Below are 12,669 nucleotides of genomic sequence, written 5' to 3'. Positions count from 1 at the left end.
CCCATGAGTGGTTAATAGCCATCATGAATAAATATCCACCCACTACGGGTGGATATTATCGTTTCCGGGCTAGGATCGACCCACCAACCCCTCTTAGGTACTTTCAAAAGGAATGGAGTTTTCATGACCGTCGGCCACATCCGGACCACCCACGTGGGTTCGCTCCCACGCACCCCTGAGCTTCTCGACGCCAACCTCAAACGCGCCAGCGGCGACATCGATGACACCGAGTTCTTCCGCATCCTCGAGGATTCAGTGGATTCGGTGGTCCAGCGCCAGGTGGATATGGGCCTTGACATCATCAACGAGGGCGAATATGGCCATGTCACCTCGGGCGCAGTGGATTACGGTGCCTGGTGGAACTACTCCTTCACCCGCCTGGGTGGGCTGACCATGACCGATGAGGACCGCTGGGCCAATGCGGAGAAGATCCGTTCCACCCCGGGGAATATCCGCCTGACCAGTTTCGCGGACCGCCGTGACCGCCAGCTGTTCCGGGAGGCCTACGAGGATCCGGATTCCGGCATCTTCCAGGGGCGCGCCAGCGTGGGCAACCCGGTGTTCACCGGCCCGATCACCTACATCGGTCAGGATGAGACCACCACCGATGTCACCCTGCTGACCAACGCGATGCAGCGTGCAGGTGCCACCTCCGGTTTCGTGGCAGCCCTGTCCCCGGGGTCCGCGGCACGTCTGAAGAATGAGTACTACGCCACTGATGAGGAAGTGGTGGCTGCCTGTGCCGACGCAATGAGCCAGGAATACAAGATCATCACCGATGCGGGACTGACGGTTCAGCTCGACGCCCCTGACCTCGCGGAGGCGTGGGACCAGATCAACCCGGAGCCCTCGGTGGAGGATTACCGCAAGTGGATCCGTGTGCGTATCGACGCGATCAACTCGGCCGTCAAGGGACTGCCCCGGGAGCAGACCCGCCTGCACATCTGCTGGGGTTCCTGGCATGGACCCCACTCCACCGACATCCCCTTCGGTGACATCATTGAGGAGATCCTGCGCGCCGAGGTCGGTGGTTTCTCCTTCGAGGGTGCCTCGCCACGCCATGCACATGAATGGCGTGTGTGGGAGGACCACAAACTGCCGGAAGGCTCCGTCATCTACCCGGGTGTGGTGTCCCACGCCATGAACATGATCGAGCATCCCCGTCTGGTGGCTGACCGCATTGTGCAGTTCGCCAAGCTGGTGGGCCCGGAGAATGTCATCGCCTCCACAGACTGTGGTCTCGGTGGGCGTCTCCATCATCAGATCGCCTGGGCGAAGCTGGAGTCTCTTGTGGAGGGCGCCCGCATCGCCTCCAGGGAGCTGTTCTAGGCTGTAGGACGAGGGTTGCACACAGCAACGCAACAGGGGCGGTTGTCCCGGATCAGATCCGGGACAACCGCCCCTGCTGTGTCCCCGGAGGGAAGGTGTGTTTAGGCGTCGGGGTTGATACCGACGGAGATCAGCCACTCACGCAGGATCTCTGGTCCGTCCGGGACCACGGAGAGCACCATGTACGCGGCCTGGGCCATGAAACTGGTCACCGCGATGGTGACCTGGAGGATCCCGATGGGGATGGCCAGCCAACCGGGGAGACTGATGGAACCGATGACGGGAATCTCACCGTCCTCATTCACCAGGTTTCCGCCCTTGTCCTCTTCTTTTTCCTCCTCCTTCTGGGAGTCGCTTGATCCGAATGCGGAGGAGCCGAATTCCGGTGCCGGGGGGAGTTCACCGTCGAGAAGCATGGAGCTGCCCTCGACGCTGCCGGGCCAGGTGTCCACGGACTCGTCGGTGGTGGTGACGGCTGCCGGGGCGTCCTCCTGGGCGACGGCGGTGGTGGGGATGATGGAGAGGGCAACCGCCGTGGCGGTGACAAGAGCCAGTGAAGCGCGACGCAGTTTCAAAACAGGTACTCCTAGCGGAAAAACCGGGTGGGGGATCGGGGTGGGTGACGCACCTGGGAAACCTTGGAAGATCACAATGCGGTCACAGCTATCGTGTGAGTCTAATACGCCCACCCGTCTCTTGCCCAGAGTCGCGGTGCGACGGCCCTCCGCCGACGGGGCTGATGGCACCTTCCAGCCGGTGCACAACCGTCCCCCGGGCCGTCCCCCAATCGTGCCCGAGACCATGCTGAAGTCGATCGAGTGGAGCCGGGGGATTAAACTGATCCAACATGAGCGCAACACACGTGTCTGAGAAGAGCCCAGGAGTGATCGACAGCGGGATGGAGCCGATTCGTGCCGCCGACATTCAGATGGCGCAGGCACGAATTTCCTCCGTGATCGCGCCCACCCCCCTGGAGTACTGCCCGCGTCTGTCGGAGGAGACCGGCGTGGAGGTCTACCTCAAACGTGAGGACCTCCAGGATGTTCGTTCCTACAAGATCCGCGGTGCCCTCAACTCCGGTTCCCAGCTGAGCCGGGAGCAGCGTGATGCTGGCATTGTGGCGGCCTCCGCGGGAAACCACGCGCAGGGTGTGGCGTTTGTGTGCAAGTCACTGGGTGTTCAAGGGCGCATCTACGTGCCCGTGCAGACCCCGAAGCAGAAGCGCGACCGCATCCTGGTGCACGGTGGGGAATATGTCACCCTCGTAGTGACCGGCAACAACTTCGATGAGGCCTCCGCTGCCGCCCATGAGGATGCCGAACGCACCGGGGCCACCCTGATCGAACCGTTCGATGCCCGGGACACCATCATCGGCCAGGGCACTGTCGCAGCCGAGATCCTCTCCCAGCTGACCACACTGGGTAAATCCCCGGACCATGTCATGGTTCCCGTCGGCGGGGGCGGACTGCTCGCCGGGGTGGTCAGTTACATGGCAGATATGGCACCGCGCACCGCCATCGTCGGGGTGGAACCCGCGGGGGCAGCCTCCATGCAGGCGGCCCTGAAGGCCGGGGGGCCGGTGACCCTGGAGAACGCGGATCCCTTCGTTGATGGTGCCGCCGTCAAGCGCGTCGGGGACCTCAACTACCAGGTGGTGGAGAAGAACCTGGGCCGCGTCCACATGATGGATGTCAGCGAGGGTGCGGTGTGCACCGAGATGCTTGAGCTGTACCAGAACGAGGGCATCATCACCGAGCCTGCCGGCGCACTGTCGGTGGCGGGTCTGCGGGACATGAAATTCGCCAAGGGGTCCGTCGTAGTGTGCATCATCTCCGGTGGTAACAATGATGTGCTGCGCTATAACGAGATCGTGGAGCGGTCCCTGGTCCACCGTGGCCTCAAGCACTACTTCCTGGTGAACTTCCCGCAGAAACCGGGACAGCTGCGCAGCTTCCTGGAGGACATCCTCGGCCCCGAGGATGACATCACCCTCTTCGAGTACCTCAAGCGCAACAACCGTGAGACCGGCACCGCCCTGGTGGGTCTCCAGCTGGGTGAGGCCAGCGGCCTGGATTCCCTCCTGGCACGCATGGATGCCTCCGCGATCGACTGTCGCCGCCTCGAACCGGGCACCCCCGAGTACGACTTCCTGACCTAGGGTGCCCGACGGGGGTGCTTACCGACGTGCCTATCGACGTGCCTATCGACGCAGAACAGCGAACCCATAGGCATCCAGCACCGTCGAGTCCTCCCGCACCTCCGGTGAGGTGAAGCTGTAGATCAGCTCACCACCGAAGGGCACCTCGACGTCGGAGTCACTGAAGTTGGCCACGAGGATGCCGTCACCATTGGCCATCGAGATCCACCCGGGGCCGTTGGAGATCTCCATGGACAGCAGATCCGGCTGGGACATCCCCAGCTCACGGCGCAGACGCAGCAGGGTGCGGTAACCCTCCAGGATGTTCTCCTGCTCCGGGGTGAATGACCAGTCCAGCTTGGAGTCCGTGAACGTGGATTCCTCGGACGGGGTGGGGATGGTCTCCGGGTCCCACCCCAGACGGGCGAACTCCCGCTTACGGCCCTCCGAGGTCAGGCGGTTGAGTTCGTCGTCGGTATGCGAGCAGAAGAAGGCGAACGGGGTGGTGGCACCGTACTCCTCACCCATGAACAGCATCGGGGTGTACGGGCTGCAGTAGATCACCGCGGCCTTGAGCATCTGCTGGGCGGGGGTGAGGTTCATCGACGGGCGATCGCCCACCGCACGGTTGCCGGTCTGGTCGTGGGTGGTGGTGTAGGTGACGAACCGGGATGCCGGTGTCACATCACGCCGGATCTCGCGGCCGTGGCGGCGCCCGCGGAACGTGGAGACCTGTCCGGTGTGGTGGAAGACCTTCTCCAGGGTGGAGGCCAGGGTCGCGGTGTCCCCGAAGTCTGAGTAGTAGCCGTTGCGTTCACCGGAGACCAGGGTGTGCAGGGCGTGGTGGATGTCATCGACCCACTGGGCGTGCAGTCCGTAGCCGCCCGCCTCCCGTGAGGTGACCAGGCGGGGATCATTGAGGTCGGACTCGGCGATGAGGGAGCGTGGGATACCCGTGGCTGCCGCGATGGCCTCGGAGGCCACCGTCATCTGCTCCAGCAGGGGGAACGCCCCGTTGTCATCGAGGGAGTGGACGGCGTCCAAGCGCAGGCCGTCGATGTGGAACTCCTCAAACCACCGGGTCACAGCATCGAGGATATAGCGGCGCACCTCATCGGACTCGGGGCCGTTGATGTTGACCACCTCGCCCCAGCCGGTGGAGCCACCCGCGGTGTAGGGGGCGAACATACCGTTGTAGTTGCCGTCGGGGCCAAAGTGGTTGTAGACCACATCGAGGTAGACGGCGATGCCGGCGTTGTGGCAGGCGTCGACAAGCTTCTTCAGGCCCACGGGCCCACCGTAACCCGAGTGGACTGCGTGCCAGAGCACCCCGTCATAACCCCAGTTGCGGTTCCCGCCGAAGGGCTGGACCGGCATCAGTTCGACCGCGGTGACGCCGAGGTCCTTCAGGTAGTCCAGGCGCTCGATCACCCCGTCGAAGTCACCGGAGGGGCTGAAGGTGCCCACGTGGAGTTCGTAGATCACCGAACCGGGCAGGATCCGGCCGGTCCAGGCATCATCGGACCATGCGAAATCCGGCGAGATCACCTCACTGAGGCCGTGCACACCGTCGGGCTGGTACTGCGAGCGGGGATCGGGGACGGTTTTGGACCACTCGGTGCCGTCGAAAAGCTCAAAACCGTACCGGTCACCCACCGCAGGTTCGCGGTCGGCGACCCACCAGTCGCCGTCGGTTCTGGTCATCGGGAGGGTCTCACCGTTGAGGTGGAGTCGGACGTCTTCCGGGCGTGGAGCCCACACGCGGTATTTCAATGAGGTCAACATGGACACCAGGCTAACCAAAATGCGGTTTCCCGGTCGGGGTAGACTACACAGTCACCATGTCTGTCTGCCCTGCCGCCCCGAATCCGGGAAACACCCCGCCCTCCGTCCGCGTTCCGCTGGGCGGACTGGCCTATGAACTGCCGGTGGCTGACCGGGTTTTCGAGTCCGAGATGGAGATCAAACGCTCCCGCTTCCTCACCTACATCACTCGTGTGCAGTCGGAGGAGCAGGCCCGTGATTTCATCTCCCTGGTGCGCGAGATGTACCCGGATGCCCGTCACCACTGCAGCGCCTACATCTACCACGTGGATGATTCCAACGATGTGGAACGGTCCTCCGATGACGGGGAGCCGTCCGGAACCGCGGGAAAACCCATGCTCGAGGTGTTGCGCGGATCGGGGATGAAGGACATCGCGGCGGTGGTGGTCCGTTACTTCGGTGGTATCAAACTGGGCACCGGTGGTCTGGTCAACGCCTACACCAATGCCGTCTCCAGCACGCTTGTCGACGTTCCCCGCACCACCAGGTCACTGCGCGATCTGTTCACCGTCCACTTCTCCCACAACGACGCCGGCCGCATCGAGGCGAATCTGCGCGGACTGGGCGTGGTGATCACCGACACCGAGTACGGCTCGGATGTACGGTTCACCCTGGCGCTGCGGCCGGGGGAGAAGACAGCAACCGAATCCCAGCTGAGTTCCCTGGCGGGTGCGGAGGTCGAACTGGAGGAGTCCGGGACAATGTGGGTGGAATCCCCGAGTGACTGAGCACCGGGCGGGGCACTAGACTGGTTGACCATGAGCATGCAACAGTACCCACGCAACCCCATCGAGAAGCGCAAACAGGAAGTGCGCAAAAACTCCCGCAACGCCGCGGTCAGCGTCATCGGCGGTGTCGGTGGCGGTCTCCTCCTGTGGGTTCTCACCAGCTCCGCAACGTTCATGGTGCTGGGACTGATCCTGGCCGTGGTCGGTGGTTTCTACTTCTACAACCAGGTGAAGAAGACCATCAACCACCGGGACAACTTCTGACGGTTTCTCCAAAGATATGAGTGACCAGGACGGAAAACCGGTCCGCATCGATGCCTGGGTGTGGGCAGTGCGTCTGTACAAGACCCGCTCCGATGCGGCCACCGCATGCCGCGCCGGGCATGTGAAGCTCAACGGCCAGGCGGTCAAACCTGCCCAGCAGGTGGTGCCGGGTGACCGGGTGCGTGTGTGGGTCAACCACCGGGAATACGACGTCGAGGTGCTGCGCACCATTGCCAAGCGGGTGGGTGCACCCATCGCGCGGACCTGCTATATCGACCACACCCCACCGCCCCCGCCGATGGAGGTGTTCGCCTCCGTGCCCCGGCGGGACCGCGGTGCCGGGCGCCCCACCAAGAAGGAGCGCCGCGAGATGGACCGTTTCCGCGGGGGTGGCGCAGGGTAAGACTAGCGTTCCGCGAGGATCTCCCGAACCCGCGGGATCACCCGGGTGCCGTAGAGCTCGATGCAGCGCATCAGGTGTTCGTGTGGGGTCGGGCCGCTGACATATTTGAGCGTGAAACGGTCCAGGTCGAGTGTGGTGATAGTGTCCGCGATACGTTGTGCGACAGTCTCGGGGGAGCCGACGTACATGGATCCGTGGCTGACCTCGTGGTCGAACTGGCGGGCACTGGCCGGTGCCCAACCGCGTTCCTGTCCCAGGGTGTTCTGCAGCTGCAGCCAGTTGTCCACGGAGAGGTCATAGGCCTCCTGATCGGTCTCGGCGATGAAACCGGGGGAGTGGACACCGATGGGCAGCTGTGGCAGTCCCATCTGCTCGTTGGCCCGTTTGTACAGCTCCACATAGGGACGGAACCGGGAGGGTGCGCCACCGATGATGGCCAGCATCAGCGGGAAGCGGTACTTGGCAGCCCGGATGACTGATTCCGGGCTGCCACCGACGGCGACCCAGGCCTGGATGCCCTTTTCCGTGGCGGGGTAGAGGTGCTGATCCTGCAGGGCGGAGCGGGTCTTACCGGACCAGGTGACCCCCTTGCCCGCCCGGTCCGCATCCAGGATGGTGCGGAAGAGATCGAGGCGTTCGTTGAACAGCAGTTCATAGTCCTGGAGATCGAAACCGAACAGCGGGAAGGATTCGATGAAGGAGCCGCGACCCAGGGTGATCTCCGCGCGGTTGTTGGAGATCGCATTCATGGTGGACCAACGTTCGAAGATGCGCACCGGATCATCGGAGGACAGCACGGTCACCGCGGAGGTCACCTTCAGCCGTTCGGTCTTGGCCAGGACCGCGGTCATCATGATGTCCGGCGCGGAGATGGAGTAGTCGGCGCGGTGGTGTTCACCGAGACCGATGAAATCAACACCGACCTGCTCCGCGAGTACGGCCTGGTCGATGATGTCACGCAGGGTCTGGGCATGGGGGACCGGATTGCCCTGAAGATCCACGGCAGTGTCACCGAAGGTGTCGATGCCGAAGGTGATCTTCCTGGCGGTGGGGGCTTGTTGCGTCATGTGTCAGGGGGCCTTTCCTGGGCGTGCTCGGGATACTCTTGTGGATATATCAACAATATTAGGGGAAAGATGTTCCCCGGGCCATTTTCACCGCTCAGGGGGTGGGGGGGCAACAGGTCTCCATCATTCCGGGATGCGGGAAGACCGGAACAGAAAACGGGAACACCGGAGGACGGTGTTCCCGCTTTCAGGATGTGGGCATGGGGTGCGCCTAGATGGACCCGAGGCTCCAGTCAGCCGGTGGGAAATCGATGCCCATCGGGCGCAGGAAATTGGCCACACTCAGTCCCCACACGTGCAGGAAATCGGCGAGCATCGGAAAGTCCAGAATGGATGACCCCATTGTCAGTAGCTCCTTGGTTCAAGCGGTTTGTATTTGGTGTCCAGCGTACTCTGAGCAGTATCGCATGCCGCCCATCGACGCACGCGGGGTGGTGGGTTTCATAGCTGCTGTTCCCTCTCCGTATTCCTCTCGGCGGAAAGAGGGGAGGGTTGCTCTGCGATATGGGCCTGCTGCATCATCTCCAGTTTCCGCTTCATCTGGCGTCGACGTTTGGTCTGGGGTGGCTGCGCATCCTTCGGGGCGGTGGCGTCGATATGCGCCTGCCCGAACTTCTTCAGCAGCAGATCATCAATGATGCGGGTCTGGCCGGGGTGGAAACGATAGCGCATGACCTTCAACAACAACTCGATGTCGGTGACATCCAGCAGCTCCCGCAACGCACCCACCGAGGTGACACCGTGGACGGTGAGGATCTCCTCCAGGAACCGGTAGGTCTCGGATCTGGGCCGTGGGAACCGGTTGCCGATGAGCATCGCCAGGACCCCCGGCAGGGTCTCCGCGGTGATCTCCACCGTCTCATCGGTGGTTTGTCTGGTCTCCTTCAGCGCGGCGATCTGGTCGAACTGCTGATCCGCCAGTTCGATCAGCCCCGCAGCCAGGGTGAACATGCGGTCCACCTCCGGGTTGAGCTGGCCGTTGGTGCCATCCGCGGCACCGGTGGCGATCCCGCTGCGCTTGTAGCGGATATCATGCTCGAACTCCGCCCAGGCGTGCTGGAGCACGGTTCTCACCTGAACCTCGAACACCAGGCCCACGTAGTCCTGGAGATCCTCGTTGGTTTCATCCACCTCAAGGATGAGATGGTGGGACCCGTAGCCGAATCCGCCGGAGATACGGGTCTCCTTGGCCTTGTCCACCGACTTGTGCACGATGAAGGAATCCCGCAGTACCTTCAGCGCCACGGGGATCTCGGTGGAGTGGTAGGTGGTGATGCGCACCCCGATCATGTCGTGGATATCACGCCGTGGGTCGGGGTAGAGCAGGGCACCGTCCGGGCCCCTCTTCCGGGCCTTGGCCTTGAGACTCGACCACTCCTTCAGCCGGGTGCTCACCCGGTCGTAGGTGACACCACCATCGGTGAGTAACTCCTCGATGGCGGCGTGGAAATCCTCGGCCACCCCGGGGTGGGAGCGGCGGAACTCGTGGTAATAACTTCCGAACCTGGCCAGTGTCTTGTCGTGCGTCACGCCCACCCAGCGTAGTCGGACACCACCGGTGGGCGTCACTGGTCTGACCTCCCACAGATGGCGCAGGTACAGGAAGCCCCGCAGGGGATTCCCTGCTAGATCTCGGTTTCCGGCTGCAGCACCAGCAGAGCGGTCGGCAGATCCGCGAAAATCTCCTCGGCGGGGACCATGCCGCTGTAGGTACGGTCGGTGAGACGATCGCGCCAGCGTCCGGCCGGCAGGGTGACGGTGGTGTCGAACCAGCCACCGGTCTTCTCGAGGATCAACGGCCTGCGCACCGCCAGGCCGATGATGCTCAGGTGCTGGCGGTCCGTGCCACGGGCGATACCGACGATGTGTGCCTCCCCACGACCCTGGGCGAATACCGCCTGGTGGTCACCGCCGACGAAACAGGCGGGGTATTCCTGGCGTACCGCGTGGGCATGCTTGACCACGGCGATCTTGGCCAGGTTGAAATGCTCCTCCAGGTGGGCATAACCAGGCTGTGACACCTCGGACCAGTTCCAGTCCTCCAACTGGTCGAGGGCCTGGGAACGGGCGGTGTAATCGACGAACCGGCGGTTGTCGGGATCCACGAGGGAATCCTCGAAGAACTCGGCACCCTGATAGGTGTCCGGGATGCCCGCCCCGACCAGTTGCAGCATCTTCCTACCCAGGGATATCTGGACGGCACCGCGGTGCAGACGGGCGACGAACTCGGTGATCATGGAGGTGGCCGGGCCGTCGAACAAGGCATCAATCCAGTCCGCGAGGGCGGATTCGAACCCCTCATTCGGATCCACCCAGGTGGTCTTCACCGAGGCTTCACGCACGGCCTTCTGAGCGTAGTCGTGGAACCGGGTGCGCAACGATTCGGTGATCACCCCGTCCGTCGGCCAGACCCCCAGCAGGTTCTGGAAGAGGAAGAACCCGGTGGAACCATCCGGTGCCGGCAGGATGGCGCTGACCCGGTTGACCAGCTCGGAGAACTCCGAGGGGTCCTCGGTGAGCTCGATGATGCGGGCTCGGACATCCTCACCACGCTTGGTGTCATGGGTGGACAGCGTGGTCATGGCACGGGGCCACAGCATGCTGCGCTCCTCCTGCAGCAGATGGAACTCGGCCGCGGAGACACCGAAACGCCCCGGCGCTCCCCCCACCTCCTGCAGCGCCACCAGACGGGATGCCCGGTAGAAGGTGGTGTCCTCCACACCCTTGGCCATGACGGCACCACAGACCTGGGCGAACCGGATCTTCGCCTCACCGTTGCCCAGTAGGGCCGCGGCGATGAGGTCCAGGGCATCCCGACGGGAGGGGAAGCGCCGGGACATGTCCGCGATGATTGTCGCGGTGGTGCGTGACAGTGAGATGTAGTCCGCACGGTAGACGGGCATCTCGGCGATGAGTTCCTCGATGGTCTCGTGGAGTTTCTCCTCGGTCACATTGGTGCCCGCGGTGGAGAAGTTGTCGCGTCGCATGGCACGGGCCAGGCGGCGGATCTCGGCGTGCAGCTCGGTCTGGGCGATCTCCCTCTTCAGGGCGACCTCGGTGGAGTGCAGGGCCACCTCATCCCAGGTGGATCCGGTCTTCTGCAGGGCGAGCATGGAGAAGTTGTCCTCTGCCTCCCGGGAGATGAACACCCCGTCGAGTTCGCGTAGGGCGTCATATCCGGTGGTGCCGTCCACCGACAGGCGGGGGTCGAGGGGTTCCTCCACACCCAGGATCTTCTCGATGATCAGCCAGCGGTCCGGCCCCACCACCTCCCGCAGGCGGTGGAGATAACCGAAGGGGTCGGACAGGCCGTCAGGGTGGTCCACGCGGACACCGTCGATGAGATCCTCGGCGACCAGCTCACGCAGGACACGGTGGGTGTGCTCAAACACCATCGCATCCTCCTGGCGAACACCTGCGAGGGTGTTCACGGAGAAGAAGCGACGGTAGTTGATCACCCCGTCACGCCAGTAGTTCAGGCGGTAGTGCTGCCGTTCGTAGACCTCCTCGACGGTGCCGTCCCCGGTGCCGGGTGCGATGGGGAAGATGTGCTCGTAGTAACGCAGCACCTTCTCATCATTGACCTCATCCAGTTCCAGCTTGTCGGTGTCGCCCTCCGCACCCAGGATCGGGATGCCGAGCTTGCCCCCGGAACCGTTGTCCTCATGCCAGTCGATGTCGAAATAATATTCGAACTCGGACTCCTGCCCGTGTTTGAGCACATCCCACCACCATTTGTTACGGTAGGGCTCCGCGATACCCAGGTGGTTGGGCACGATGTCGATGATGATGCCCATGCCGTATTCGTGGGTGGCCTCCGCCAGTGCCCGGAACCCCTCCATTCCGCCGAGTTCCCCATTAATGGTGGTCGGGTCGATGACATCATAACCGTGATTGGAATCCGGCATGGAGGTCAGGATCGGGGAGAGGTACAGGTGGCTGACCCCGAGTTTCTTCAGATACGGCAGAATCGCCTTCGCCTCGGCGAAACCGAAGGACCGTCCTGATTCATCTGCCTGTGGTCCGCGGAGTTGAAGTCGGTAGGTGGCGCTGATCGGACGTGCCATGGGGTTCCTCCTGTAAACACACTGCTGGCTGTAAACACACTGCTGGTCGAATATCGTTACCCGATACTAATGACAACCCGGTCCCGGTGTCGGTTTGTCTGCGCCGGGGGACGGAATCAGCTCCCGGGCTCGGGACCGGAACCGCTGCCACCGACCACGGCAGGGAAACCGAGGCGGTAGATCAGGGCAGTTGCGCAGATATAGTGCTCCCCCGGGATCCGGGCCTCCGGTAACCTGCCGGCGATCAGCCTGGCGATCTCCTGCCCGGTGCCGGTGGGATCAGGGGTCACGCAGGCGATGAGCAGGTCGGGCAATGGGGCGAGATAGATGAGATCACGTCCCAGCCGGCTCTGCAGGTGCCGGTGGAGGATGGTGAAGGTCCGGGGATGCGCCAACCAGGAGGTCACCGGCGCGCCGGGCACCTTCACCTGCACAGCGGTCATCCCGGCACCACCGTCGGGGGTGGTCGGTGGGGCGTCGATAAGCCCGGTGTGGACCGCATCACGCAGGTAGAAGCGCGTGCCCTCGGGGCGGCGGGCGGCCCTCACGAGGTTGTCCGCGGCCAGATCCCATGCCTGGCGGATGCCCAGGCCGAGTTCGGCGAGCCCCCGGTAGCTGAGCGTGGTGTCCCCGGCCACCAGCCCCAGGGTCAGGGAACGGGAGAGGCTGATGCTGGCGGGGCTGTCGCAGAACCCGTCATTGCTGAACCTCACCCGTTCCCGCCACGCCCGGTGGTGGAGCCGCGGTTGGATGGTGGCGGCCATGGGCAGTGTGTGGGTCACCGGGTGCACCGGTGTCGTAGCGGTGGCGAGCATCTATCCCCCTGGGTGTCCTCGGGCCTTCAACCCGT

The 12,669-nt window shown here is 63.5% G+C and carries 12 protein-coding genes; 5 read left to right on the top strand and 7 right to left on the bottom strand.

The genetic code is table 11. The features are described 5' to 3' along the window. The first annotated feature begins 123 nt into the window (after window positions 1–123). Complete coding sequence (locus tag CE_RS10065) at window positions 124–1,329, top strand: cobalamin-independent methionine synthase II family protein (RefSeq protein WP_006768026.1); 1,206 nt, start codon at window positions 124–126, stop codon at window positions 1,327–1,329. A gap of 101 nt (window positions 1,330–1,430) precedes the next feature. Here CE_RS10065 and CE_RS10060 read toward each other — a convergent pair whose 3' ends face one another. Continuing rightward, window positions 1,431–1,904: a hypothetical protein gene (locus CE_RS10060; RefSeq protein WP_006768025.1), complete on the bottom strand. Its 474-nt coding sequence runs from the start codon at window positions 1,902–1,904 to the stop codon at window positions 1,431–1,433. A gap of 272 nt (window positions 1,905–2,176) precedes the next feature. Here CE_RS10060 and ilvA point away from each other — a divergent pair, with 272 nt between their 5' ends. Next, the gene (gene ilvA / locus CE_RS10055) at window positions 2,177–3,487 is read left to right on the top strand and encodes a threonine ammonia-lyase IlvA (protein WP_006768024.1); all 1,311 of its coding nucleotides are present in this window, start codon (window positions 2,177–2,179) and stop codon (window positions 3,485–3,487) included. Window positions 3,488–3,529: 42 nt separating this feature from the next. On the opposite strand, the gene treZ is transcribed toward ilvA, so the two are convergent. Continuing rightward, entirely contained in the window at window positions 3,530–5,251 is a 1,722-nt protein-coding gene (treZ, locus tag CE_RS10050; protein ID WP_006768023.1) for a malto-oligosyltrehalose trehalohydrolase, read from the bottom strand. A 56-nt stretch (window positions 5,252–5,307) separates the two neighbouring features. Here treZ and CE_RS10045 point away from each other — a divergent pair, with 56 nt between their 5' ends. The 3 genes from CE_RS10045 to CE_RS10035 are packed head-to-tail and all read left to right on the top strand — an operon-like array spanning window position 5,308 to window position 6,685. Continuing rightward, the gene (locus CE_RS10045) at window positions 5,308–6,018 is read left to right on the top strand and encodes a YigZ family protein (RefSeq protein WP_011075719.1); all 711 of its coding nucleotides are present in this window, start codon (window positions 5,308–5,310) and stop codon (window positions 6,016–6,018) included. Between the two features lie 30 nt (window positions 6,019–6,048). Next, window positions 6,049–6,282, top strand: a complete 234-nt coding sequence (locus tag CE_RS10040) for a hypothetical protein (protein WP_006768021.1) — start codon at window positions 6,049–6,051, stop codon at window positions 6,280–6,282. A 16-nt stretch (window positions 6,283–6,298) separates the two neighbouring features. Beyond that, window positions 6,299–6,685, top strand: a complete 387-nt coding sequence (locus CE_RS10035; RefSeq protein WP_006768020.1) for an RNA-binding S4 domain-containing protein — start codon at window positions 6,299–6,301, stop codon at window positions 6,683–6,685. 2 nt (window positions 6,686–6,687) lie between these two features. Here CE_RS10035 and CE_RS10030 read toward each other — a convergent pair whose 3' ends face one another. The 5 genes from CE_RS10030 to CE_RS10015 all read right to left on the bottom strand — a co-directional run bounded on the left by CE_RS10030 (window position 6,688) and on the right by CE_RS10015 (window position 12,634). Beyond that, window positions 6,688–7,752: an LLM class flavin-dependent oxidoreductase gene (locus tag CE_RS10030; RefSeq protein WP_006768019.1), complete on the bottom strand. Its 1,065-nt coding sequence runs from the start codon at window positions 7,750–7,752 to the stop codon at window positions 6,688–6,690. A 211-nt stretch (window positions 7,753–7,963) separates the two neighbouring features. Then, entirely contained in the window at window positions 7,964–8,095 is a 132-nt protein-coding gene (locus CE_RS15740; RefSeq protein ID WP_006768018.1) for a hypothetical protein, read from the bottom strand. Window positions 8,096–8,193: 98 nt separating this feature from the next. After that, a complete protein-coding gene (locus tag CE_RS10025; RefSeq protein ID WP_006768017.1) occupies window positions 8,194–9,282 on the bottom strand; it encodes a GTP pyrophosphokinase in 1,089 nt (362 codons plus the stop codon). Window positions 9,283–9,377: 95 nt separating this feature from the next. Then, a complete protein-coding gene (gene treY / locus CE_RS10020) occupies window positions 9,378–11,819 on the bottom strand; it encodes a malto-oligosyltrehalose synthase (RefSeq protein WP_006768016.1) in 2,442 nt (813 codons plus the stop codon). 116 nt (window positions 11,820–11,935) lie between these two features. Continuing rightward, on the bottom strand, window positions 11,936–12,634 hold the full coding sequence (locus CE_RS10015; protein WP_006768015.1) for a hypothetical protein: 699 nt from the start codon (window positions 12,632–12,634) through the stop codon (window positions 11,936–11,938). Window positions 12,635–12,669: the final 35 nt, after the last annotated feature.

Source organism: Corynebacterium efficiens YS-314 (assembly GCF_000011305.1).
GTDB lineage: Bacteria > Actinomycetota > Actinomycetes > Mycobacteriales > Mycobacteriaceae > Corynebacterium > Corynebacterium efficiens.
The sequence above is the reverse complement of the archived record's forward strand: the minus strand, read 5'-3'. Positions and strand labels throughout refer to the sequence as shown.